This window comes from Pseudonocardia sp. 2-7 (genome assembly GCF_056341085.1).
The window spans coordinates 2,287,102-2,311,675 of record NZ_CP094507.1; the positions used below are offsets into that span (position 1 = coordinate 2,287,102).

General features: G+C 74.7%; 18 protein-coding genes and 1 riboswitch. Of the genes, 11 read left to right on the top strand and 7 right to left on the bottom strand.

Translation table 11 applies throughout. The annotated features are described in order from the left end of the window. The first annotated feature begins 1 nt into the window (after window position 1). The 6 genes from MTO91_RS11325 (at window position 2) to MTO91_RS11350 (ending at window position 8,145) form a co-directional block, all read left to right on the top strand. Window positions 2–925, top strand: a complete 924-nt coding sequence (locus tag MTO91_RS11325; RefSeq protein ID WP_476654468.1) for a nitrilase-related carbon-nitrogen hydrolase — start codon at window positions 2–4, stop codon at window positions 923–925. Beyond that, window positions 913–1,968 carry an ABC transporter ATP-binding protein gene (locus MTO91_RS11330; protein ID WP_405417672.1) on the top strand — a complete coding sequence of 352 codons (1,056 nt, stop codon included), beginning with the start codon at window positions 913–915 and terminating at the stop codon, window positions 1,966–1,968. The genes MTO91_RS11325 and MTO91_RS11330 overlap by 13 nt, the downstream gene beginning before the upstream one ends. A 132-nt stretch (window positions 1,969–2,100) precedes the next feature. Next, window positions 2,101–2,433 carry a PucR family transcriptional regulator gene (locus tag MTO91_RS11335; RefSeq protein ID WP_405417669.1) on the top strand — a complete coding sequence of 111 codons (333 nt, stop codon included), beginning with the start codon at window positions 2,101–2,103 and terminating at the stop codon, window positions 2,431–2,433. Window positions 2,434–2,440: 7 nt separating this feature from the next. Further along, window positions 2,441–3,067: a hypothetical protein gene (locus tag MTO91_RS11340; RefSeq protein ID WP_251786381.1), complete on the top strand. Its 627-nt coding sequence runs from the start codon at window positions 2,441–2,443 to the stop codon at window positions 3,065–3,067. Between the two features lie 55 nt (window positions 3,068–3,122). Further along, window positions 3,123–3,196: riboswitch (cobalamin riboswitch) on the top strand. A gap of 90 nt (window positions 3,197–3,286) precedes the next feature. Beyond that, complete coding sequence (gene cobN / locus MTO91_RS11345; protein ID WP_405417667.1) at window positions 3,287–6,988, top strand: cobaltochelatase subunit CobN; 3,702 nt, start codon at window positions 3,287–3,289, stop codon at window positions 6,986–6,988. A 95-nt stretch (window positions 6,989–7,083) separates the two neighbouring features. Continuing rightward, on the top strand, window positions 7,084–8,145 hold the full coding sequence (locus MTO91_RS11350; RefSeq protein ID WP_476654469.1) for an alpha/beta fold hydrolase: 1,062 nt from the start codon (window positions 7,084–7,086) through the stop codon (window positions 8,143–8,145). Window positions 8,146–8,148: 3 nt separating this feature from the next. Here the strand turns inward: MTO91_RS11350 and MTO91_RS11355 are convergent, their stop codons facing one another. Then, complete coding sequence (locus MTO91_RS11355; RefSeq protein WP_476654470.1) at window positions 8,149–9,504, bottom strand: MFS transporter; 1,356 nt, start codon at window positions 9,502–9,504, stop codon at window positions 8,149–8,151. A gap of 114 nt (window positions 9,505–9,618) precedes the next feature. Here MTO91_RS11355 and MTO91_RS11360 point away from each other — a divergent pair, with 114 nt between their 5' ends. Together MTO91_RS11360 and MTO91_RS11365 are read left to right on the top strand one after the other, a co-directional pair. Further along, window positions 9,619–10,254, top strand: a complete 636-nt coding sequence (locus MTO91_RS11360) for a hypothetical protein (RefSeq protein ID WP_476654471.1) — start codon at window positions 9,619–9,621, stop codon at window positions 10,252–10,254. Beyond that, window positions 10,251–11,453, top strand: coding sequence for a hypothetical protein (locus MTO91_RS11365; RefSeq protein ID WP_476654472.1), 1,203 nt, complete (start codon window positions 10,251–10,253; stop codon window positions 11,451–11,453). Before MTO91_RS11360 ends, MTO91_RS11365 begins: the two co-directional genes overlap by 4 nt. Before the next feature lie 160 nt (window positions 11,454–11,613). Here MTO91_RS11365 and MTO91_RS11370 read toward each other — a convergent pair whose 3' ends face one another. Next, window positions 11,614–13,170: an acetolactate synthase large subunit gene (locus MTO91_RS11370; RefSeq protein WP_476654473.1), complete on the bottom strand. Its 1,557-nt coding sequence runs from the start codon at window positions 13,168–13,170 to the stop codon at window positions 11,614–11,616. Between the two features lie 116 nt (window positions 13,171–13,286). On the opposite strand from MTO91_RS11370, the gene MTO91_RS11375 reads away from it, so the two are divergent. After that, window positions 13,287–14,762 (top strand): MFS transporter, encoded by a 1,476-nt coding sequence (locus MTO91_RS11375; protein WP_476654474.1) that lies wholly within the window; start codon window positions 13,287–13,289, stop codon window positions 14,760–14,762. A gap of 3 nt (window positions 14,763–14,765) precedes the next feature. Here the strand turns inward: MTO91_RS11375 and MTO91_RS11380 are convergent, their stop codons facing one another. The 4 genes from MTO91_RS11380 to MTO91_RS11395 form a co-directional block, all read right to left on the bottom strand. After that, on the bottom strand, window positions 14,766–16,094 hold the full coding sequence (locus tag MTO91_RS11380; protein WP_476654475.1) for an MFS transporter: 1,329 nt from the start codon (window positions 16,092–16,094) through the stop codon (window positions 14,766–14,768). An 87-nt stretch (window positions 16,095–16,181) separates the two neighbouring features. Further along, window positions 16,182–17,384 (bottom strand): MFS transporter, encoded by a 1,203-nt coding sequence (locus MTO91_RS11385; RefSeq protein ID WP_405417652.1) that lies wholly within the window; start codon window positions 17,382–17,384, stop codon window positions 16,182–16,184. Between the two features lie 44 nt (window positions 17,385–17,428). After that, window positions 17,429–18,448: a DNA topoisomerase IB gene (locus MTO91_RS11390; RefSeq protein ID WP_178375090.1), complete on the bottom strand. Its 1,020-nt coding sequence runs from the start codon at window positions 18,446–18,448 to the stop codon at window positions 17,429–17,431. A 28-nt stretch (window positions 18,449–18,476) separates the two neighbouring features. Next, window positions 18,477–19,478, bottom strand: coding sequence for a glycosyltransferase family 2 protein (locus tag MTO91_RS11395; RefSeq protein WP_168172231.1), 1,002 nt, complete (start codon window positions 19,476–19,478; stop codon window positions 18,477–18,479). A 257-nt stretch (window positions 19,479–19,735) separates the two neighbouring features. Here MTO91_RS11395 and MTO91_RS11400 point away from each other — a divergent pair, with 257 nt between their 5' ends. After that, entirely contained in the window at window positions 19,736–20,626 is an 891-nt protein-coding gene (locus MTO91_RS11400) for an ATP-grasp fold amidoligase family protein (RefSeq protein WP_405417647.1), read from the top strand. A 962-nt stretch (window positions 20,627–21,588) separates the two neighbouring features. Here MTO91_RS11400 and MTO91_RS11405 read toward each other — a convergent pair. Next, complete coding sequence (locus MTO91_RS11405) at window positions 21,589–23,037, bottom strand: lipopolysaccharide biosynthesis protein (RefSeq protein ID WP_476654476.1); 1,449 nt, start codon at window positions 23,035–23,037, stop codon at window positions 21,589–21,591. A 309-nt stretch (window positions 23,038–23,346) separates the two neighbouring features. On the opposite strand from MTO91_RS11405, the gene MTO91_RS11410 reads away from it, so the two are divergent. Next, entirely contained in the window at window positions 23,347–24,492 is a 1,146-nt protein-coding gene (locus tag MTO91_RS11410; RefSeq protein ID WP_405417642.1) for an FAD-dependent monooxygenase, read from the top strand. Window positions 24,493–24,574 lie beyond the last annotated feature (82 nt).

The following is a 24,574-nucleotide window of genomic DNA, read 5'->3' on the forward strand; positions in this document are numbered from 1 at the left end:
GATGCCGCGGACGGGACCCACGGGGCCGACGGGGGCGGCGCCCGGACCGGTGGTGCCGGGTGCCGCCGGTGCGGTGACGGTGGCGGCGTGCCGGATCCCGGCGCGGATCGACGCCCCGGACCCGGCGGTCGCCGAGCGCGCGGTGCGCGAGGCGGTCGCCGGCGGGGCCCGGCTCGTCGTCCTGCCGGAGCTCACCGTCTGCGGCTACGCCTTCGCCGACGCCGCCGAGGCGCTGGCCGCCGCCGAACCCGCCGACGGTCCCACCATCGCCCGCTTCGCGGCCCTGTCGGCGGAGCTGCGCTGCGTCGTCGTCGCCGGGTTCGCCGAGCTCGGCGACGACGGCCGCGTGTACAACAGCGCCGTCCTCGTCGAGAACGGGGTGCGCCGCGCGGTCTACCGCAAGGTCCACCTCTGGGACCGCGAGCACACGCTGTTCACCCCCGGCGACGCCGCACCCCCGGTGGTCGCGACCGCGGCCGGGCGGATCGCCCCGATGGTCTGCTACGACCTGGAGTTCCCCGAGTGGGTGCGCCGGGCCGCGCAGGACGGCGCCGAGATCGTCGCCGCGCCGGTGAACTGGCCGTGGCGCCCGACCCCCGGCGGGCAGCACCCGCTGGAGGTGGCGAAGGTGCGCGCCGTCGCCGGGGCGTACCGGGTGCACGTGGTGGCCGCGGACCGCTGCGGCACCGAGCGCGGGGTCGCCTGGTTCGGGGCGCCGGTGATCGCAGGCGCCGACGGGGACCTGCTCGCCGGGCCCGGCGGTCCGCCGCCGGGGGAGCCCGGCGTGCTGCTGGCCACGCTCGACCCGGCCGCCGCCCGCGACAAGCGCCTCACCGCGCACAACCACGTCCTGCGCGACCGCAGGCCGCCGCTGTACCGCGAGCCCGATCCCCCACCGGAAGGACCACCACCATGGCCGGCGTGACCTACGACGCGGTGACGCGGCGCTACCCCGGGTCGACCCGGGCCGCCGTCGACGCCCTGGACCTCGAGATCGCCGACGGCGAGTTCCTCGTGCTGGTCGGGCCGTCGGGCTGCGGCAAGACCACCTCGCTGCGGATGCTCGCCGGTCTGGAGGACGTCGACGGCGGCCGCATCCGCATCGGCGAGCGCGACGTCACCGGCGTCGCCCCCAAGGAACGCGACACCGCGATGGTGTTCCAGAACTACGCCCTCTACCCGCACATGTCGGTCGCCGAGAACATGGGCTTCGCGCTGCGGATGGCGGGGACCGCGAAGGCCGAGATCGCCCACCGGGTCGCCGAGGCCGCGCGCATCCTCGACCTGGAGGCCTACCTCGAGCGCAAGCCCAAGGCGCTGTCGGGCGGGCAGCGCCAGCGCGTCGCGATGGGACGCGCGATCGTCCGCCAGCCGCAGGTGTTCCTGATGGACGAGCCCCTGTCCAACCTCGACGCCAAGCTGCGCGTGCAGACCCGCACCCAGATCGCCTCGCTGCAGCGCCGGCTCGGGGTCACCACCGTCTACGTCACCCACGACCAGGTCGAGGCCATGACGATGGGCGACCGGGTGGCCGTGCTCAAGGACGGTCTGCTGCAGCAGTGCGCCGCCCCCGGCGAGCTCTACGCCCGCCCGGCCAACGCCTTCGTCGCCGGGTTCATCGGCTCGCCCGCGATGAACCTGCTGAGCCTGCCGGTGACCGCGGACGGCGTCCGGCTGGGCGGTGCCGACGTCGCGGTGCCGCGCGGGGCGGGGGACACGGTCACCCTCGGGGTCCGCCCCGAGGACCTGCACCTCGCCGACGACGGCATCCCCCTGGAGATCGACCTGGTCGAGGAGCTCGGCGCGGACGCCTACGTCTACGGCCGCACCCGCCTCGACGGCGTCGAGCACCCGATGGTCGCCCGGGTGGACGGGCGCCGGCCCCCGGCGCGGGGCACCGGGGTGCACCTGGCACCGGACCCGGCGCGTACCCACCTGTTCGCCGCGGACGGGGCCCGGCTGGGCTGACGGCTCGGGCGCCGCCGCCCGGGTCCCTCCGTCCCGGCCCCGGCGGCGCCCACCCGCCGGTCCCGGCCGGTGCGGACGCCGTCGTCGACGGGGCGGGTTGCGAGCGGGCCGCGACGATCGCAACCAGCCCGGATGCTGCTCGCCCTGCTCGGCCACGCGCGGCTCGGCGGATTCGCCGACGCCGTCCTCGGCCCGTGCGACGCCGACCCGCACGGCCCCGCGCTGCTGCGCGCGGTGGCGGCGTTCGTCGAGCACAACGGCCACTGGGAGGCGACGGCGACCGCGCTGGGCGTGCACCGGCACACCGTGCGGAACCGGATCACCGCGGCCGAGCAGGTCAGCGGACGACGCCTGTCCGCGGCCCAGGACCGCCACCAGCTGTGGCTCGCCCTGCAGGCCCGTGACCTCGGACGGGCCGGTACGGACGGGGTCTCCCCGGGCGGGAACGGCGCCGATCGGCTCTGATGGCGGGGTGCCCACCGCCGGATCCCCCGTCCTGGACCGCTTCGACGGCTGGATCTGCGGGCTGGGCACGACCTCGGGCAGACGGATCGTGGTCGGCCACTGGCCGGACACCCCGCTGGGGTCGTTCACCGACGTCATGACCGAGTCCGCCGACGGGCACCGCACCCTGCTCGCCCCGAGCGAGGAGGTCGCGGAGTTCGTCTCGGCCACCTACACCTTCGACGAGGTCCGGGTCGTGCCGGTGACCCACACCGTCGACGACGACCGGCGACGGGTCGTGGCGGGCCCGCTGGAGGTGAGCTGGCGGATCGGCGGCCGCCCGCTGCTCGGCAGGCTGCTGCGCGCGGTCCCGGGACCGCTCGCGGTGCACCCCTGGTGGTTGCGGGTGATCGACCCGATCGCCCGCAGGGCCGTGCCCGGGGTACGGACCGTCGGCAGTGCCGGCGGCGGCCGGCGCGAGTACTACGGGGCCCGCGACCTGCACAGGGTCGCCGCCGCCTGGGCCCGCTGGGACGACGGCGACTGCGGCGGGCTGGCCGCGGTCGTCCCGCCGGTCCGGTTCGGCTTCGGCTCGGCCCCCGCCACGCCGTCGCACGTGCGGATCACCACCCTGGTCGAGCGCTCCTTGACGTGACCCGGTGGCGCCACCGATGGTGACTCACGACAACCGAAGACGGCGAGCGGAACCCCAGGAAGCCGGTGCGAGTCCGGCGCGGTCCCGCCACTGTGACCCCTCGCCCCGGCGAGGGGGAGCCAGACACTGCGCCCGTTCGCCGCGCCACCCCACCCGGGACGAGGATCCCGAGGAAGGTACGTCGATGACGCGCGCCCACGCCGCCCCCGGAGCCGTCCGGTGATCCTGCTGCTGTCCACCTCGGACACCGACCTCCTCTCGGCCCGGTCCTCGGGCGCGGACTACCGCCTCGCGAACCCGAACCGGGTCACCCACGACGAGCTGGCGGAGATGGCCGACGCGGCCGACGTCGTCGTCGTCCGCGTCCTCGGCGGGTACCGCTACTTCGAGGAGGGGCTGGACCTGCTGCGGGCCCGCGCGACGCCGCTGGTCTGCCTGGGCGGGGAGATGGCCCCGGACGCGGAGATGATGGAGCTGTCCTCGGTGCCCGCGGGCGTCGCGGCGCAGGCCCACACCTACCTCGCGCAGGGCGGCACCGAGAACCTGGCGCAGCTGCACGCGTTCCTGTCCGACACGGTGCTGCTCACCGGCGAGGGGTTCGCGCCGCCGGTGGAGCTGCCCGAGTGGGGCGAGCTGTCCCTGCCCGGCACGGAGGTCGACGGACCGACGGTGGCGGTGCTGTTCTACCGCGCCCAGTTCCTGGCCGGGAACACCCGCTACATCGAGGCGCTCTGCGAGCAGATCGCGGCGAAGGGCGCCCGCGCGCTGCCGATCTGGTGCGCGTCGCTGCGCCAGGCCCCGGCCGCGCTGCTGGAGCGGCTGCGCGGGGCCGACGCCATGGTCGTCACCGTGCTCGCCGCGGGCGGCACCAAGCCCGCAGGCGCCCAGGCCGGCGGCGAGGACGAGGAGTGGGACGTCACCGAGCTGGCCGCGCTCGACGTCCCGATCCTGCAGGGCCTGTGCCTGACCAGCTCCCGCGCCACCTGGGAGGCCAACGACGACGGGATGTCCCCGCTCGACGTCGCCACCCAGGTCGCCGTGCCGGAGTTCGACGGCCGGCTGATCACCGTCCCGTTCTCGTTCAAGGAGACTGACGCCGACGGCCTGTCGGTCTACGTCCCCGACGACGAGCGGGCCGCCCGGGTCGCCGGGATCGCGGTGAAGCACGCGACGCTGCGCCGTGTCCCGAACGCGGACAAGAAGATCGTGCTGATGCTGTCGGCGTACCCGACCAAGCACGCGCGGATCGGCAACGCGGTCGGGCTGGACACCCCGGCGTCCACGGTGGCGCTGCTGCGGACGATGGCCGCGGCGGGCTACGCGGTCGCCACCGAGGGCGAGGCGGCGTTCCCGGGCGTCGAGGCCGGCGACGGCGACGCGCTCATGCACGCCCTGATCGAGGCCGGCGGGCAGGACCCGGACTGGCTGACCGAGGACAAGCTCGCCGGCAACCCGGTCCGGATCTCCGCCGCGACGTACCGCAGCTGGTTCGACACGCTGCCCGAGGACTTCCGGTCCGGCGTCGAGGAGCACTGGGGCGAGGCGCCGGGCGAGCACTACGTCGACCGCTCGCAGAACCCGGACGGCGACATCGTCGTCGCGGCACTGCGCCGCGGCAACGTCACGCTGATCGTGCAGCCGCCCCGCGGGTTCGGGGAGAACCCGGTCGCGATCTACCACGACCCGGACCTGCCGCCGTCGCACCACTACCTGGGCGCCTACCGCTGGCTGGCCGCGCCCGAGTCCGAGGGCGGGTTCGGCGCGCACGCGATCGTGCACATCGGCAAGCACGGCAACCTGGAGTGGCTGCCCGGCAAGACGCTGGGCATGTCGGCCTCCTGCGGCACCGACGCCGTCCTCGGCGACCTGCCGCTGGTCTACCCGTTCCTCGTCAACGACCCGGGGGAGGGCACCCAGGCCAAGCGCCGGGCGCACGCCACCCTGGTCGACCACCTCATCCCGCCGATGGCGCGCGCCGAGTCCTACGGCGACATCGCCCGGCTGGAGCAGCTGCTCGACGAGCACGCGAACATCTCCGCGCTCGACCCGGCGAAGCTGCCCGCGATCCGCCAGCAGATCTGGACGCTGATGACCGCGGCCCAGATGCACCAGGACCTCGGACTGGAGCAGCGTCCCGACGAGGACGTCTTCGACGACATGCTGATGCACGTCGACGGCTGGCTGTGCGAGATCAAGGACGTGCAGATCCGCGACGGCCTGCACGTGCTGGCCCAGGCACCGGCCGGGGAGCAGCGCGTCGACCTGGTGCTCGCGGTGCTGCGCGCCCGGCAGATGTGGGGCGGCGAGCAGTCCGTGCCGGGTCTGCGCCAGGCGCTCGGCCTGGTCGAGGACGGCTCGGAGTCGAACACCCGCACCGACACCGTCGAGACCGTCGCCCGTGCCCTGTGCGCCGCGATGGAATCCCGTTCCTGGGTCCCCGACGCCGTCGACGCGGTGGTCGCCGAGCACCTGGCCCCCGTCCCCGGTGGCCCCCAGGGGAACTCTCGTAGCGCTCTAAGCCACGAGAGTTCCCCTGGGGGCACCGGTGGGGGGCTCCCGGGCGTCGACGTGGACGCGGTCACGGCGGTGCTGCGCTTCGCCGCCGAGGAGGTCGTGCCCCGGCTCGACGCCACCGCGCACGAGCTGGACCGGGTGCTGCACGCCCTCGACGGCGGGTTCATCCCGGCCGGCCCGTCCGGCTCGCCGCTGCGCGGGCTGGTCAACGTGCTCCCGACCGGGCGGAACTTCTACTCCGTCGACCCCAAGGCGGTCCCGTCGAAGCTGGCCTGGGAGACCGGGCAGGCGATGGCCGAGTCGCTGGTCGAGCGCTACCGGGCCGACCACGGCGAGTACCCGCGCAGCGTCGGCCTGTCGGTGTGGGGGACCAGCGCGATGCGGACCTCCGGCGACGACGTCGCCGAGGTGTTCGCCCTGCTCGGCGTCCGCCCGGTGTGGGACGACGCGAGCCGTCGCGTGCGCAGCCTGGAGGTCATCGACCTCGCGGAGCTCGGCCGCCCGCGCGTCGACGTCACGGTCCGCATCTCCGGTTTCTTCCGCGACGCGTTCCCGCACGTCCTGGCCCTGCTCGACGACGCGGTGAAGCTGGTCTCCGAGCTCGACGAGACCCCGGAGCAGAACTACGTCCGCGCCCATGTCGACGCCGACCGCGAGCGCACCGGCGACGACCGTCGCGCCCGCACCCGGATCTTCGGCTCCAAGCCGGGCACCTACGGCGCCGGGCTGCTGCAGCTCGTCGACTCCCGTGACTGGCGCGGTGACGCCGACCTCGCCGAGGTCTACTCCACCTGGGGCGGCTACGCCTACGGCCGCGGCCTCGACGGCGTCCCCGCCCGGGACGACATGGAGAACGCCTACCGGCGGATCGCGGTGGCGGCGAAGAACATCGACACCCGCGAGCACGACATCGCCGACTCCGACGACTACTACCAGTACCACGGCGGCATGGTCGCCACGGTGCGCGCGCTGACCGGTACCGCGCCGGCCGCCTACGTCGGGGACTCGACCCGTCCGGAGGCGGTGCGTACCCGCAGCCTGCACGAGGAGACCGCCCGGGTCTTCCGTGCCCGCGTGGTCAACCCGCGCTGGATCGCCGCGATGCGCCGGCACGGCTACAAGGGCGCGTTCGAGATGGCCGCGACCGTCGACTACCTGTTCGGCTGGGACGCCACCACCGGCGTCATCGCGGACTGGCAGTACGAGACGCTGACCGCCGAGTACGTGCTGGACCCGGACAACCGGAAGTTCCTCGCCGAGTCCAACCCGTGGGCGCTGCACGGCATGGCCGAGCGGCTGCTGGAGGCCGTCGACCGTGGTCTCTGGGAGAGCCCGGAGTCCGCGACGCTGGACGCGCTGCGCCAGGCCTACCTGGAGTCCGAGGGCGACATCGAGGGAGACGGCTGAGCCGCGGGACCCTCCGGCCTTGACACCGATGGTTTCCCAGGAACATATTTCCTGGGAAACCATCTGTCGACCGTCGCCGCTCCCGGAGGATCCCCGTGCCCGAGCCCACCGCCCGGCCCCGCTACGGCCGCGACGAGCCCTACGAGGTCTTCGAGATCGACGACCTCACGCTCGACTGCGGGCGGACGCTGCGCCCGGCCCGGATCGCCTACCGCACCTACGGCGAGCTGAACGCGGCGAAGGACAACGCGATCCTCTACCCGACCTGGTACTCCGGGCGGCACTGGGACAACGAGTGGCTGATCGGTGAGGGGATGGCGCTCGACCCGGACCGCTGGTTCGTCATCGTGCCGAACATGCTGGGCAACGGGCTGTCCACGTCGCCGTCGAACGCCCCGGTGCCGCACGACGGCCCGTCGTTCCCACCGATCCGGGTGCGCGACAACGTCGAGGCCCAGTACAGGCTCGTCACCGAGTGCTTCGGGATCAGCACGCTGCCGCTGGTGCTCGGGTGGTCGATGGGCGCGGGCCAGACCTACCAGTGGGCGGTCAGCCACCCCGAGATGGTGCAGCGCATCCTGCCGTTCTGCGGGTCGCCGCGGACCGCGCCGCACAACCAGGTGTTCCTCGACTCGCTGCGTGCCGCGCTCATGGCCGCGGTGGGGTTCGACGGCGGCCGCTATACGGTCCCGCCGGCGCAGGGGCTGCGCGCGTTCGCCCGGATCTACGCCGGCTGGGGCTTCTCCCAGGCGTTCTACCGCGACGAGGAGTGGCGCCGGCTGGGCAACACCTCACTGGAGGACTTCGTCGTCGACTTCTGGGAGGGCTTCTTCCTCGACGGTCGTGACCCGAACAACCTGCTGACCATGCTCGACACCTGGTGGCACGGCGATGTCGGCGCGACCCCGGGCGCCGGCTCGACCGAGGAGGCACTGGCCTCGATCCGGGCGACGGCGATCGTCATGCCCGCGGAGAAGGACCTGTACTTCCCGCCCGAGGACGAGGCCTGGGCGGTGTCGCACATGCGGGCCGGCACCGAGCTGCGGGTCATCCCCGGGGTGTGGGGCCACTTCGCCGGCGGCGGGAGGAACCCGGTCGACACGGCCTTCATCGACGCCGCCGTGGCCGAGCTGCTCGCCCGCCCGTCCGGGATCTGAGGCTCAGGGCCCCGGTACCCGCGTGCGCGACGCGGTCAGTGCACCGGCGACCGCGGGCACCGCGACCACGACCAGCAGCACCGGCAGCGCGACGGCCGGTGACGGCAGCGCCACCAGCAGCGCGCCGCCCAGGCCGACGAACGCCGCCGTCGCCAGCTGGTCGAGCAGCTGGGCCGCCGAGGAGTGCGAGCCGACGTCGTGGGCGTCGGAGTGGGCGAGGGTCAGGTAGGCGATCGCGGAGAACGCCACACCCATCCCGAGCCCCGACACGCCCCAGAACCCGACGGCGAGCCGGCCCGGAAGCAGTCCCGCGGCGACCGGGACCAGCGCGAGCTGGCCCGCGGCGATCGTCGCGAACCCCGCGCGCAGCATCACCGAGCGGTCGCTGCCGGGCCGGCGGGCCTGCCAGGCGGCCGCCGCCGACCAGCCCAGCGAGGCGACGATCAGCGGCGTCCCAGCGGCGGTCAGCGACCAGCCGTGCGTCGCGGTGAGCACCAGCGGCAGGAACGACACGACCGGGAAGAACGCCGCGGCGACCAGGCCGCGGGCCGCGACGACCGCGGCGACGCCCGGGCGCGCGAGGACGGTCCCGCGGGGCAGCAGCCTGCGCAGCGAGGGCACCAGCGCCGCGACGGCGACGACGCCGGCCACCGCGCCGCCGGGGTCGAGGTTCTCCAGCGCCCAGCTCAGCCCGGCGACGCCGACCGCGGCACCGAGTGCCGCGGGGACCAGGCCCGCCCCGTGGCCGCCCACCGCCGGTCCGGCGGGCGGTCGCAGGACGCGCACCACCGGGGTGACCAGTACCAGGGCCAGCCCCACCACCGGCAGCAGTCCCAGGAAGACCCAGTGCCAGGAGAGGTGCTCGGTCACCAGTCCGGCCAGCGGGGGACCGACGAGCGCGGGCAGCACCCACGCCGAGGAGATCAGCCCGAACACCACCGGGCGCGCCCGCGTGGGGTACACCTCGGCGACGAGCACGTACACCGCGACGCCCTGGGCCCCCGCGCCCAGTCCCTGCAGGACCCGGCCGGCGAGCAGCCCGGTCATCGTCGTCGCGAACCCGGCGACCAGCAGGCCCGCCCCGAACAGGACCGGCGCGGCGACGAGCGGCACCCGCGGGCCCCGGACGTCGCACCAGCGGCCGCCGGCGACGGTGCCGAGGACCGCCGCGGCCAGGAACAGCACGAACGGCCAGGCGTAGCGGGCGACCCCGCCCAGGTCGGCGACGACCGCGGGCATCGCGGTCCCGACGCCCATCGCCTCGAACGCGGTCAGGCTGATCAGCAGCAGGATGCCGACGGTGGTCGGGGCGCGCCCGTGGGACCAGACCCCCGTCCCGTCCGTCCGCGCCTCGACCACGGCGCCACCCTGCTCCCTAAACCCCGGTGCAGGTCAAGTCGATTCAGTGATCACCATTCGTGATCAACAACCACGCTCCGTGTTTCCGGCTCGCGCGATCGGGTATCCCGCGCTATGACCGACATCACAACGATCATCGTCGTCGTCGCCGTGGTGGTGATCGTCGTCGCCGTACTCGCCGTGGCCGCCGCGACGATGCTGCGCCGTCGTCGCTCTGCCGAGCTCCGGGACCAGTTCGGACCCGAGTACGAGCGCACCGTCCGCGACGCGGACGACCCCCGCGACGCGGAGAAGGAACTCGCGCAGCGTCGCAAGCGCCACGACGCGCTGACCTTGCGATCCCTCGACCCGCAGGAGCGCGACGGCTACCGCCGCCGGTGGCAGCAGGTGCAGGAGGGCTTCGTCGACGACCCGTCCCGGGCGGTGCACGACGCCGACGCGCTGGTCGCCGACGTCATGGCGGCCCGCGGATACCCCGCCGAGGACGTCGACCGCCGTGAGGAGGACCTGTCCGTCGCCTACCCGGTCGTCACGCAGCGCTACCGCGAGGCGCGGGCCATCTCCCGTGAGCACTCCGCCGGGCGAGCCGGGACCGAGGACCTCCGGCACGCGGTCACGAGCTACCGCGCGCTGATCGACGCCCTGCTCGACGACGGCGACGGCACCGGTTCCGGTGGCCGTCCCGAGAACGACGGCCGCCACCGCCATGGCGGACCGGACCAGGACACCCGACGGGAGACCACGGCATGAGCGAGCACCAGGGCAGCAGCAAGGCGGCCCGACTGGCCGACTCGATCAAGGACGCCTTCACCGGCCGCAGCGAGGACGAGCGCGACGCCGGCTGGGAGCGCCGTGAGGCGGCGGGCACGGCCGAGCAGGACGCGGGCGTCCCGGGCCGGCGCCACGGCGACCCGGACGCCCCGCCGCTGGCGGGCCCCGGGGCCGGGCCGGGCGACGCCCCCGGTGGACGACTGGCCGAGGACCGTGCGGCCGGCGGGGACCCGCGGGCCGCACGTGCCGGTGACCCCGGCGGGGACCCGCGGGCCGGTGACCCCCGCGGCGCCGGCCCGCTCGGCACCGACCCGGGTGCCGGTGGGCCCCGCGGCGTGGACCCCCGGGACGGCGACCCGCGCGGCGGGGACCTCCGAGGCGGGGACCCGCGGGGCGGCGACCTGCGCGGTGGCGACCCGCGTGGCGGGGACGTACCGGGCGCGGACCCGCGCGGTGCCGACCCCCGTGGCGGGCACCTGCCCGGGGGCGACCCCCACGGTGGCCCGGGCGCACCGGCTGCCGACCCGCGCGACGCCGGCCCGGCCGGACGGCACGACACCCTCGGCGACCCCGCGGCGGCGGGCGGCCGCGGACCGGCCGACGCGGGCGGGGTCCCGCCCGGCGGCGGTGTCGGGAACGTCGCACCGGGGACGGGCGCACCGCCCCACGACGCGGCGCCCGGCTCCGCGGGCGGTGCCGGGACCGCCGCGGCCGCAGGCGGGACGGCGGCCGGCGTGGCCGCCGCGGCGACCACCCGTGGCGCACCGGTACGGGAGGACAGCGCGCCCGGCGGCCGTCACCACGACGCGACACCCGGCCGCGGGCACGACGACCTGCGCGACCCCGGTGACCCGCGGAGCGGCGCGACCGGACCCGGGGCCGACCCGGCGGCGACCGACCCCGCCACCGGCGGCTCGTCGCTGCTCCCGGCCGACCGGGCCCGCGAGTACCAGGACCGCTGGTCGACGCTGAAGGGCGAGTTCGTCGACGAGCCCCGCCGCGCCGTCCACGGGGCGAACGCGCTGGTGGGGGAGATCCTCGACGAGATGGAGTCGCTGTTCCGTCGTCAGCGCGACGACCTGGAGGCCCAGTTCTCCCGCGACGACGCCTCGACCGAGGACCTGCGCCAGGCGCTCACCCGCTACCGCGAGTTCTTCGACCGCCTGCTGTCCCTCTGACGCCGCGCCGCGCGGGTTCCGGGTGCGCCGGCACGGGGAAGAACCCGTGCGGCGCACCGCGGGCCCGCGCGGCGTCCGGCCGCGCGGGCCGGCGCCGACCGGCCGGACGCCGGGGCGGGCCGGACCGCGCGGCCCGGCCGCGCCCTCCGGACGGGAGGGCTCAACCCAGGGCGGGGACGATCGCCTCGACCAGGTGCGGGCCCGGCTCGGCCTGTGCCCTCCGCAGCGCGTCGAGCAGGCCCTCGGTGGTGGTGACCCGCTCGGCGGGCACCCCGAGCCCGGTCGCGAGTGCGGTGAAGTCCGGTGTCGGGTCGGACAGGTCCAGCATCCGGCCCGCCCGCCCGGAGTGCGCCGCCTCCCCGGCCCCCGTGCGGGCCAGCTCCACCCGCAGGATCGAGTACGCCGCGTTGTTGATCAGCACGACGGTGACGTCGAGCCGCTCGCGGGCCATCGTCCACAGCGCCTGGGCGGTGTAGAGCGCGCTGCCGTCGGCCTGCACCGCCACCACCGGACGGTCCGGCGCGGCGACCGCGGCACCCACCGCGGCGGGCAGCCCCATCCCGATCGCGCCACCGGTCAGCGCGATCTGGGTGTGTCGCGGCGCGGTCTGCAACGACATCGCCAGCGACGCCGCCGCCGTCAGCGCCTCGTCGACCACGATCGCGTCCTGCGGCAGCGTCGCGGCGACGGCGGCGCACAGCCCCCGCACGTCGAGCGCCCCCGGCGCGGGCTCCGGCGCCTCGTGCGGGGCGAGCGCGGGGGCCGCGTCGCCGGCGACGGCGTCGGCGAGCGCCTCCAGCGCGGCCGTCGCGTCGGTGGCCGGGTCGGCCAGCCCCACCACGGCGGCCCCCTCGGGCACCAGGTCCCCGGGCACGCCCGGGTAGCCGAAGAACGACACCGGCGACCGCGCCCCGGCCAGCACCAGTGACGACGTGCCGTCCAGCTGCGCGATCGCCTGCTCGGCGAAGTAGGCGAGCTTGTCGATGCGGGTCCGGCCGGCGCCGGTCTCCCAGCACCGGGGGAAGGTCTCCACGAGCAGCCGGGCCCCGGTGGCCGCGGCGATCCGCCCGGCGGCGTCGACCCCCGCGGCGCTCAGGGCGGGCCCGCCCAGCAGCAGCGTCGCACCGGGCGCGCGGACGGCGTCGGCGGCCGCGGCGACCCGCGAGGGGTCCGGGGGGAACGGCCCGGCGGCCGGCAGCGGCGGGGCGGGCGACGCGCCCTCCGACCAGGACACGTCGGCCGGCAGCACCAGCGTCGCGACCTGCCCGCCGCGCTCGCCGGTCGCGGCGAGGGCGCGCATCGCGTCGGCGGCGACGTCGCGGACGTCGCCGCTGGTGTGCACCCACCCGGACACGGTCCGCGCCACCGCGGTGATGTCGGACTCCAGCGGCGCGTCGAAGCGGACGTGGTCGGTCGCGTGCCCGCCGACCACGCACAACAGCGGCGTCCCGGCCCGGCGCGCGTTGTGCAGGTTCGCCAGCCCGTTGCCCAGCCCCGGCCCGAGGTGCAGCAGCACCGCCGCCGGCTTCCCGGCGATGCGCGCGTAGGCGTCGGCGGCACCGGTCGCGACGCCCTCGAACAGGGCCAGCACCCCGCGCATCTCCGGCACCGCGTCGAGCGCCTGCACGAAGTGCATCTCCGAGGTCCCCGGGTTCATGAAGCACACGTCGACCCCGGCCGCGGTGAGCGACCCGACCAGCGCCTCGGCGCCCCTCACGACCGGTTCCCGATCTCTTCGGTCCACATGCCGGTGAGTTCACACGATGTGACGCGTGTCCGCAGGACCCGGGTTCGAGTTGCGGCCCGCATCGCCAGGACGCGGAATGAGGGACTGTGAGCGACGACCGCACCGCGCCCGAGGCGTACACCCCCGACCCGCGACGCTGGCGGGCACTGTCGGTCTGCCTGGTCGCCGGGTTCATGAGCCTGCTCGACGTCAGCATCGTGAACGTCGCGCTGCCCGCCATGCAGGCCGGCCTGCGGGCCTCGGCGGCGCAGCTGTCCTGGATCGTGTCCGGCTACGCGCTGACGTTCGGCCTGGTCCTGGTCGCGTCCGGGCGTCTCGGTGACGACCGCGGCCGCCGTCGCATGTTCGTCACCGGCCTCGCCCTGTTCACCCTGACCAGCGCGGTCGCCGGGTTCGCCCCGAACCCGGAGGTGCTCGTCGCGGTCCGGCTGGTGCAGGGCGTCGCGGCCGGCCTGCTGTCCCCGCAGGTCGTCGGGTTCATCCAGGACCTGTTCCGCGGCCCGGAGCGGGGCACCGCGTTCGGCATGTTCGGCGCCGTCGTCGGGATCTCGACCGCGGTCGGCCCGCTGCTGGGCGGGCTGCTGCTGGCCTGGGCCGGCGACGCCGACGGCTGGCGCTGGGTCTTCTTCATCAACATCCCGATCGGCGCCGCGGCGCTGGTCGCGGCGTTCCGGCTGCTGCCCGCCGACACCGTGACCACGGGGGAGCGGCGCCCGCTGGACCTGGGCGGCTCGGTGCTGCTCGGCGTCGGCGTCGTCGCGCTGATGCTGCCGCTGGTGCTCGCCGAGCGGGACCCGGCGTCGGCGCCGTGGTGGCTGGTGGCGGTCTCGGTCGCGGCGCTGGTGGCGTTCGTGGCGTGGGAGCGTCGGGCCAAGCGCGTCCACGGGCACCCGCTGATCGACTTCGCGCTGCTGCGGACCCGCAGCTACGCCGTCGGGGCCTCGCTGGGCACCGTCTACTTCGCCGGGTTCACCTCGATCTTCTTCGTGCTCACCCTCTACCTGCAGAACGGGCTGGGCTACACCCCGCTGCAGACCGGGCTGACGATGACGGCGTTCGCGCTCGGCTCGGCCGTCACCTCCGCACTCAGCGGGCGCCTGGTGGCGCGGTTCGGGCAGCCGATGATCGTCGTCGGGCTGGCGACGGTGATGGTCGGGCTCGGCGTCACCGACCTGGTCCTGGCCGCGACCGCGCACAGCCCGTGGACCGGGCTCGCGATCGCCGGGCCGCTGCTGCTCGCCGGGGCGGGCGGAGGGCTGGTGATCGCGCCGAACCAGACCCTCGCGCTGTCGGAGATCCCGCACACCTCCGGCGGCACCGCGGGCGGGGTGCTGCAGACCGGGCAGCGGATCGGGACGGCGATCGGGCTGTCCGCGGTCGGCGCGGTGTTCTTCGGCAGGCTCACCGCGTCCGGCGGGGACTGGGCGGACGCCATCTCGCACGGCCTGCTCATCACCGTCGGGCTGGTGGCGCTGGCCCTCGTGCTCGGGGTCACCGACCTGGTCGCGGCCCGGCGTGCCCGCGGACGGGGCACGCCGGTGACCGCGACCGGCGGACGGTAGGGGTCAGGTCCGGGCGACGGCGGCGGTGTTCTCGCGCAGCCCCGACCGCAGCGTCTCGGTCATCAGCCACGAGCAGACCATCGACACCAGCGCGATCCCGACGACGTAGCCGGCGACGGCGTAGAGCGACCCGGTCAGCGCGACGAGCGCGGTGCACAGCAGCGGCGCGAGACCGCCCAGGATCGACGCGATCTGGTAGGCCAGCGACGCCCCCGAGTACCGCATGCTGGTGGAGAACTGCTCGGCGAAGAACGCCGACTGCGGCCCGTACACCGCCGAGCGCGCCACCTGCACGACCAGCCCGCCCAGCAGGAACAGCCAGATGCTGCCGGTCGACACGAGCCAGAAGTACGGCACCGCGAACACCGCGAGCAGCGCCATCCCACCGACGAACATCGGACGACGCCCGATCCGGTCCGACAGCAGACCGAACGCCATGATCAGCGGGATGTCCGACAGCGACAGCACCGAGTTCGCCGCGAGGATCGTCGTGCGGTCGTAGGACAGGGACTGCGTCGCGTAGGTGACCAGCCAGACCGAGGAGACGTAGAACGTCGAGTTCGTCGCCAGGAACGACCCGGCGGCGAGCAGGATCTCCTTCGGGTAGGTGCGCAGCGCCTCCAGCACCGGCATCCGGTTCGCGGCCTTCTCGTCCATCGCCTTCCGGAACACCGGCGACTCGTGGACGCCGAGCCGGATCCACATCCCGACCGCGATCAGCGCGATGCTGGCGAGGAACGGCACCCGCCAGCCCCACGCCAGGAACTGCTCGTCGGTCAGCGTCGCGGACAGCACCGCGAACGTCGCCGTCCCCAGCACCAGGCCGAGCGGCACGCCGACCTGCGGCCAGCTGCCGTAGAACCCGCGCCGGTGCGACGGGGCGTGCTCGACGGCCATCAGCGCCGCACCGCCCCACTCGCCGCCGACGCCGAACCCCTGCAGGAACCGCAGCGTCACCAGCAGGACCGGAGCCCAGACCCCGAGCGTGTCGTAGCCGGGCAGCAGCCCCATCCCGACGGTCGCCGCGCCCATCAGGAGCAGCGAGTAGACGAGCATCGGTTTACGGCCGACCCTGTCGCCGAAGTGCGCGAACACCGCCCCGCCGAGCGGGCGGGCGATGAACCCGACGGCGAACGCGCCGAACGCGGACAGGGTTCCGGTGACGGGGTCGACCGACGGGAAGAACACCCGGTTGAACACCAGGGCCGCGGCCGTGCCGAAGATGAAGAAGTCGTACCACTCGATGGTGGTGCCGACCAGGCTGGCGGTGGCGACCTTGCGGGAGGACCGGAGTGCGGGTCCCGGCGACGCCGGCGGGACGGTGGAGGTCATGCGCGGTGACGCTATGGGGTCGTCCGATTCGTGTCGAGACGCACCGGAGATCCTGTCCGTTCCCGTCGTGATCGTGTCGACCGGCGCTCACATCCGGGCGCGACGACCGGCCAGCACCCCCGCGACGAGCACGACGACCAGCCCGGCCACCGGGACGACCAGCAGCCCGACCCGCAGCGACGTCGCGTCGGCGACCAGCCCGACCACCGGTGGGGACACCAGGAACCCCACCCGCATCAGCCAGGTGACGATCGTCAGCCCGGTCCCCGGGGCCAGCCCCGGCAGGTGGTCGGCGGCGGTCATCGCGGCCGGGACGAGCGTCGCCACCCCGAACCCGGCGAGACCGAACCCGGCGACGGTCCCGGGCACCGTCGGGAACGCCAGCGCGAGCCCCATCCCGGCGAGCACCAGCCCACCGCCGGCACGGGCCACCGCGCGCTGGCCGAACCGGTCGACCATCCGGTCACCGATCAGCCTGCCGACGAACTGGCAGCCCTGCAGCGCCACGAACCCGAGGCCGGCGACGGCCGCGCCGGCCCCGAGCCCCTGCAGGTACACCGCCGCCCAGGTGGCGCCGGAGTCCTCGACCAGGGTGCCGGAGATCGCGACCAGCCCGAACACGGCGAGCAGCGCCACGGTGCGGGGGCCGAGCCCGGTCCACGGCCGCCGCGGCGGTGCACCGTCGACCGCGTCGGAGGCCGGGCGGTCGTCACCGTCGTCGCCGCGCAGCAGCAGCGGGTACACCGCGACGGCGATCACCACCGACAGCAGCGAGGACAGCCCCAGGTGCACCGGCAGCGCCAGCCCGATCCCGGCGGCGGCCGAGCCCATCAGCCCGCCCGCGACCGCCCCGACCGACCAGAGCGCGTGGAACCCGTTGAGGATCGACCGGCCGTAGCGGCGCTGCACCCGCAGGCCGTGCGCGTTCTGCGCGACGTCGACGACGGCGTCGGACGCCCCGACCAGCAGCATCGCCGTGGCGAACAGCGCCCAGGACGGCGCGAACCCCACCAGCACGACACCGAGCGCGATCACCGCCATCCCGAACGAGGCCACCCTCGCCGAGGTGAACCGGGCGATGAGCGGGCCCGCGGTCAGCCCGGCCAGCAGCGCCGCGAACGGCATCGCGGCCACCGCCAGCCCGAGCTGGGTGTTGGACAGGCCGAGATCGGCCTTGATCTGCGGGAAGCGGGGCAGCAGGTTCGCGTAGACCAGGCCGTTGGTGAGGAAGACCAGGGCCACCGCCGCCCGGGCCCGTCGTTCCGTCCGGCCCGCCTCGACTGCCACCACGGCCCCATCATGCGCCGACCGGCGGGCACCGGCGGGCCGCGGGGTCAGCTGTGGCGTTCGAGCAGACGCAGCACCGCCCGTTCGACGGCGACCCGGCTGCGGTGCTCGTCGGCGCCGCGCGGGATGCGGCGCAGCCCGGCCGCGACCGTGTGGCCCTCCTCGAAGGCCCGCACCACACGCGGGTCGACGTAGCTGCTGCGGGCGACGGCCGGGGTGTTGCCCAGTGCCCGGGCGACCTGGCGCATCGCGGCGGCCTCGGCCCGCTTCAGCGCGGTCGCGGACAGCTCGGCGCCACCGGCGGAGCCGTGCTCGGCGAACGCGACCGCGGCGACGACGGTGGCGTTCCAGGTCCGCAGGTCCTTTGCGGTGTGCGCGGCGTCGGTGAGCGACCGGAAGTGGTCGTTGACGTCGTCGGAGCGGATCTCGCGCCAGCGCCGCCCGTCGCGGTGGACGAGGAAGCGGTCGCCGTCCGGGCGGGCCCGGCGCAGTGCCTGGACCAGGCGGACCAGGCCGTCGTCGCGGATCCGGACGCGCCGGTGGATGCCGCCCTTGGCGGTGTAGGAGAACTCGCACCCGCCGCCGCGCAGCCGGACGTGCTCGCGGCGCAGCGTCGACAGCCCGAAGGTGCCGTTCTCCTCGGCGTACTGCTCGCCGCCGGTACGGAACACCCCGAGGTCGAGGATGCGCATCGCCCCGCCGAGCACCCGGTCGCGGCCGGTCCCGCGGCCGTCGAGTGCGCGCTGCACGCGCTCACGGAAACGGGGCAGCCTGCGGGCGAGCTCCAGCACGCGGTCGTGCTTCTCGGTGTCGCGGTCGGCGTGCCAGCGCGGGTGGTAGACGTACTGGCGGCGGCCCGCGTCGTCGTAGCCGACGGCCTGGATGTGGTCGCGTTCCCGCTCGGAGATCCACACGTCCCGCCAGGCGGGCGGGATCACCAGCTCCTCGATCCGGGCCCGCACCGGCGCGGCGACGGCGGCGCCGGTCGCGTCGTGGTAGCTGAACCCCCGCCCCCGACGACGACGGGTGAGGCCGCCGCGGTACGGGATCGCCCTGGTCAGTCGCACGCCGGGGGATACCCGCCGCGCGCCGGGATCATCCCCGCAGCGAGTTGATCTTCACCGCGGTCCGCAGCGCCCCGGACATCCCCTTGTAGGCACCGTTGCGGGCGGTGTCGCGGACGTTGCGCAGCTGCGCGCGACGCTCGCGGCCCGCGCTGCTCCAGGCCAGCAGCGACCGGCCCCACGAGTCCTTCGCGAGCTCCTTCGCGCCCGCCTCGCGGGCGAGCAGCGCCCACCGGTCGCCGAAGTCGTCCAGCCCGTCGCGGTAGGCGAAGACCGCGGGCCGGACGTAGGCCATGCCCGGGTGCTGGCGGCCCATCCGCGGGGCGTAGTCGGCGATGACCTTGTCCAGGCACTCGAACCGCCGCTGCCGGTTGGAGCTGATCGACCCGGTGCGCATCAGGCGCATGTCGAGCAGCCAGCGGCGGGTGCCCCACATCAGCGGGTAGTTCGAGCCGGCGGCGATCCGCAGCCACATCTCGAAGTCGACCGCGGAGGGCAGCGAGCAGTCGAAGCCGCCGACCTGGTCGAAGCAGGCCCGGCGGATCATCAGCGAGCTGCCGTTGTGCGGCGGGTTGTTCTCCACCAGCTGCTTGTCGATGTCGACCTTGCCCGACGGCTGCCAGCGCAGCGCCACGACCTGCCCGGACTCCAGCATCACGCGGGTGTGGCAGTACGCCATCCCGACCCCGGGCGGGGCGGTGTGCATGGTCTCGAGCATGTGCGACAGGAACTCGGGGTGCCAGCGGTCGTCGCCGTCCAGGAACGCGACGAAGGGGGCGGCGCTCTCGGCCAGGGCGCGGTTGCGCGCGGCACCCGAGCCGCCGTTCTCCACCTGGATCAGTCGCACCCGCGGGTCGCGCTCGGCGCGCGAGCGGACGACGTCGGCGGTGTCGTCGGTCGACCCGTCGTCGACGACGAGGTACTCGAACCGGGACTCGGTCTGCGCGAGCACCGAGTCGATGGCCTCGCCGATCCAGGGACCGACGTTGTAGGCCGGGGTGATCACGGTGACGAGAACGTGGGGGTTCCGCACGATCGGCACAGTCGCCTGCTCCTTCCGGGGTGCGCCGGTCTTCGGCGCCGTCGGCCCCGCCTTCACCGTAAGGGGTGACGCAGAGCATTCGGCACGCCCTCGACCGAGGCCGTGCTGCGGGCATTCCTCGCGAATGGCAACGAGCCTGCGCACTGTTGGTGACGTCCGTGCGGCATCCGTGGTTGCCCCGGGCGGCCGGCCACCCGGTCCGGGGCCGGTGCGCCGGGTGGTGGGAGAGGGTCGCTATCGTCCGGAGAATGTCGTTCGACGCACGGGTGATGCTGTCCCGGCGGCTCCGGTTCCTGCCGCACCGCGCCTTCGCGATCGCCCACCACGCCCTGTTCCAGGGGGAGCTGACGACGTTCCGGCGGCCGCGGACCTGGTCCCAGCTGCTCGCGAAGAAGAACCTCGACGACCAGCCCGAGCTGGTGCACGTCACCGCGGACAAGTACGCCGTCCGGGAACACGTGGCCGAGCGGATCGGGGCCCAGCACCTCATCCCGCTCATCCAGGTGGTCGAACGGCCCGAGGACCTCGACCTGGAGGCCCCCGCGGGTCCCTACGTCGTCAAGGGCACCCACGGCTGCGACATGACGATCCTGGTGCGCCACCCGGCCGCCGCCGACCACGCGAAGATCCGGTCGACGGTCGCCCGCTGGCTGCGCACCGACTTCTTCACCCACGGCTGGCGCGAGCGCCCCTACGAGGGGCTCACCCCGCGCGCCGTCGTCGAGGAGATGATCGGCGACGGCACCAAGCCGCCCGCCGACTACAAGTTCTTCGTCTTCCACGGCGAGCCCGCGATGGTCGTCATCGACCAGGACCGCTTCGTCGCCCACACCTCGACGATGCTGCACCCGGACTGGGTGCCGTTCCGGATCTCCGGGCGCTTCTCCCAGGCCGACGCGCTGCCGGAGAAGCCCGCGTCCTACGAGCGGATGCTGGAGATCGCCCGCGCGCTGGGCAAGGACTTCACCTTCGCCCGCGTCGACCTCTACGACGTCGACGGCCACGTCTACTTCGGCGAGATCACCCACAACCCGGGCGGCGGGCTCGTCCGGCTGCGGCCCCGCGCCTTCGACCGGGCGCTGGGGAACCTGTGGCGCAACGGGACCCCGATCCCGGAGAAGTTCATCCAGCGCTCCTGACCGGGCTCTCGCGCAGCCCCTGGTCCTGCGCCGCCCTCGCCGCGCCACACCCTCCGCCCCACCCGTCCGCCGCGCCGAGCCCCGACGACCCCGTGGTGACCCGCCGCCGGCCGCGGCACACCACGCGACGGCCGCCGTGCGTCGTCGCGGGTCGCCGCCCCGTCCACACCCCTTCGCGGGCGGCCACACCCCCTGCAACAGGTGTGGCCGCCCGCGAAGGGGTGTCGCGTCGGGACGGTGTGCCGCCGACGCCGGTCCCCGAGGTGCTGTCCTGGCGGTCGTCGGGGCGGAACCGGGATGCGAGCCGCGGAGAGCGTGCGACGACGGCGCCCGCCGCCGATCGATCAGTACCTGAGCGTTGCCGGCGCCTGGTCGGACAGCACTCAGGTACTGATCGACAGGTCTGTCCCGCACGTCGCCCGGTGGGGCGCTCGTCGGAGCGTGGGTGAGGACCACCCTCGTCGCGCGGCGTGCGATTCCGTGGGGTGCGGACGACCGCGGGGTTCGGCAGGGCGCACGGCCGCGTCGCAGCAGCCGACGAGGTCCTCCGCGCGACCTGCCGCACCCCGCACGGGGTCGTCGCACCCCATGCGGCGGGTGCGACGACCTCGTCCGAGGTGCGACGGGACCGCCGAGCCGGGGGCAGGTGTGGGCCCGGGGCCGGCGTGCCGGGCCGGGCCGGGCCGCGGCGTCGCGGCTGTGGTCGCCCGCGAGTAGGAGCGCTGGGTGGCCAGTGCCCCGGGTGGCCGGCGGACCGCGGGCCGGTCTGTCGCCCGGACGCCCGGAGCTCGCCGGATCGGAGCTCCGGATGCCGGAAGGTCGGGTGAATCGGAGCCCGGAAGCCCGGAGCCCGGTGAATCGGAGGCCCGGAAGCCCGGAGCTCGGTGGATCCGAGCCCCGGGACCTCCGGAGCCCCGAGGCCCTTGAGTCGGAGGGAGCGCCGGAGCCCGCGGTACCGCGGGTCAGTCGCGGACGCGGGGGAACTCGTGGGTCCGTGCCTCCGGCCCGCCGATGGGCCGGGTGTCGTCGTCCCGGGCGAGGGGATCCGGGCCGTCCGGGACGTCCGGGCCGGCGGGGCCGTCCGGGCCGCCGTCGCCGGGCGGGTGCGGCGGGACCGGCCGGCGCAGCCAGCGCACCACCGACGGCAGGAAGGCGATCGCCAGGACCAGCTCGCCCGCGAGCCACATCCAGCCGACGGCGTCGACCCCGAGCATCGGGGCCAGCAGCGGGATCCCGCCGAGCACGATCGCGCAGTGCACGAGCTGCTGGACGGCCAGGGGGAAGGTGCGGTTCGCCAGACGGGACTTCGTCATCCACATCGTCACGATCACGCGCGGGAACATCGAGGCCATCAGCAGCTGCAGCAGCGTCGTGGAGTTCTCGACGTACTGCGGCCCGTAGAACCACAGCAGCAGCGGCGCGGCCAGCGCGATGACCAGCGACGCGGGCCACACCAGCAGGCAGATCCGCCGCAGCACCGCCCGGGCGAACACGTGCGCGTGCGCCGGGTTCCGGGAGCCCTCCACGACCAGCGCCGAGGTGATCGCCATCGACAGCATGCTCATCGCGAGGAAGACCGTTTGGGCCGGCAGCAGGTAGGCACTGGCCGCCTGGCTGATCGTCATGACCACCAGCACCGGCAGGAACGACGACATGGCCTGGTTGAACACCTGGCCCAGGTAGTCGCCGCCCATGTAGCGGGCGAGCGTGGCGCGGTCCGGGGCGCCCGCGTCGTCGCGGTCCGCGGTCTCGGCGGTGTGCCGGGGGAGCAGCCGCCGCGAGATCAGGAGGGTGAACGGCACCAGCAGCGCGATGACCGGCGCGCTCCAGGAGGTGAACACGCCGTCGGACACCGAGGTGAACGCGACGACCACGAGCAGCCCGAGCTTCACGACGCCGTAGACGCCGTTCTCCAGCACCACCCACATCGCCGAGCGCAGCCCGGTGAGGACCTGGTCCTGCAGGTTGAAGATGGACCACGCGGCGGTCGAGACCACGAACCACGCGGCGAAGCCGGGGGAGACGTGCAGCGGGTCGCCGGGGGCGTATGCGACGTGGCAGTAGGTCATGACCGCGGCCGAGCCGACGACCGCCATGGCGGCACTGATCCCGTACGCGAGCCGCACCAGCGACCGTGAGTCGCGTCCGGCCGTCGGGAGGAAGCGGATGAGGGCCTGACCGAAGTTCAGCGAGGTCAGGACCGAGATCAGCATCATCAGGTTCACCATGGCGTTGCCACGGCCGACGTCCTCGGTGCTGAACACGCGCGCGGCGAAGACCCAGTAGAGCAACCCGAAGCCGGAGTTGACGACGGTGTTGAGCATCAGGGCGTACGCGTTGCGGTAGAGCGGGTTGCCCATCTCCCGGCGGACCGAGCGGACCCGGCCGGCGACCATCTCCCCGACGCTCATCGCGCGCACCACCGGACGGCGGCGCGGGACGTCCCGCTGAGTGCGTGCACACCACCACGCTAACCAGGGGTCGACCACCCGGTTACCAGGGGGAGGGGCCCGGACGGCCCGGCACCGGCCGGGGTCGGACACCTCGGACATACACACCCCGTCGTGGCGCGCAATCGCTGCGCTACGGTGCATCCATTCCGGTGACTTGATGAACCGAAGGGGGCTCGCGTGCGTATCGCCTGCGCGGGAGGGGGACCGGCCGGTCTGTATCTGGCGGTCCTCGCCAGGCTCCGGTCCGGTGGACGCGACGAGGTCGTCGTGCACGAACGCAACGAGGCGGGGCGGACCCACGGGTTCGCCGTCACCTACGGCGAGGACATGCTCGACGATGCGTTCCGCAACGACCCCGAGGGCGGTGAGGCCCTGCGTCGCGCGTCGCGGCTGTGGAACGCCCAGGAGATCCGGGTCGGCGACCACCGCCCGGTGCACGTCGGCGGCAAGTACGGCTACGCGATCGCCCGCGTCGACCTGCTCGACGTGCTGGCGCGCCGGGCCGAGCAGCTGGGCGTGACGATCGAGTACGGCTCCCCGGTCGACCGCGCGGACCTCGACGCCGACCTGGTCGTCGCCTGCGACGGCGTCGGCAGCCGGATCCGCACCGCGCGCGCCGAGCACTTCGGCACCACCGTCGACGAGGGGACGAACCCCTACGTCTGGCTCGGCGCCGACAGCGACTCCGACACCTTCGTGTGGGACTTCCAGCCGACCGACGCGGGCTGGATGTGGATCCACCTGTACCCCTCGTCGAACGGGGTCAGCACCTGCATCGTCGAGTGCGAGCCCGACACCTGGGAGGCGCTGGGCCTGGACCACATGTCCGGGGCCGAGGCCGTCCGGCTCGTCGAGTCGGTCTTCCACCGCACGCTGGCCGGGCGCCGGCTCATCGAGCCCCTCGGCGGGCTCGGGGACAAGCCCTGGCTGCGCTTCCGCGAGGTCCGCAACCGGACCTGGCGCGACGGCGACCTCGTGCTGGCCGGCGACGCCGCGCACACCACGCACTTCGGGATCGGCTCGGGCACCGTGCTGGCCATGCAGGACTCGATGGGTCTGGTCGACGCCCTCTACGGCGTCGCGGGCCGGACGGCTGCGGCCGACCTGACCTGCCCGAACGGCCGCGGCGCCGCGCTGTCGGCCTACGACGCCCGCCGGCGTGCGGAGGTCGGCCCGGTCCAGGACGCCGCCCGGCGCAACATGCAGTGGTTCGAGCAGGCCGGTCGTCAGCTCGAGCAGGTCACCGACCCCGTCGAGTTCGCGTGGTCGCTCACCGACCGCCGGGGCGACATGAGCCGCATCCACCGCACCCTGCACCGCGCCACCCAGGTGCCCGCGCTGCGTCAGGTGCGGCGCGGTCTGACCACCGCCCGCCGCGTCCGGCGGTCGGCCCTGCGCGGTCGGCAGAGCTGAGTTCCGCCGCGAAACCGCTCGCCGATGGCATGCGCACCGTCACCGATCGTGGCCGGACCCGATGTCCACACAGGTCCGCCAC

Coding starts and splice junctions, on each gene's coding strand:
- MTO91_RS11325 (WP_476654468.1), top strand. CDS start 2: ATGCCGCGGACGGGACCCACGGGGCCGACGGGGGCGGCGCCCGGACCG.
- MTO91_RS11330 (WP_405417672.1), top strand. CDS start 913: ATGGCCGGCGTGACCTACGACGCGGTGACGCGGCGCTACCCCGGGTCG.
- MTO91_RS11335 (WP_405417669.1), top strand. CDS start 2,101: ATGCTGCTCGCCCTGCTCGGCCACGCGCGGCTCGGCGGATTCGCCGAC.
- MTO91_RS11360 (WP_476654471.1), top strand. CDS start 9,619: ATGACCGACATCACAACGATCATCGTCGTCGTCGCCGTGGTGGTGATC.
- MTO91_RS11365 (WP_476654472.1), top strand. CDS start 10,251: ATGAGCGAGCACCAGGGCAGCAGCAAGGCGGCCCGACTGGCCGACTCG.
- MTO91_RS11380 (WP_476654475.1), bottom strand. CDS start 16,094: ATGACCTCCACCGTCCCGCCGGCGTCGCCGGGACCCGCACTCCGGTCC.
- MTO91_RS11400 (WP_405417647.1), top strand. CDS start 19,736: ATGTCGTTCGACGCACGGGTGATGCTGTCCCGGCGGCTCCGGTTCCTG.
- MTO91_RS11405 (WP_476654476.1), bottom strand. CDS start 23,037: ATGAGCGTCGGGGAGATGGTCGCCGGCCGGGTCCGCTCGGTCCGCCGG.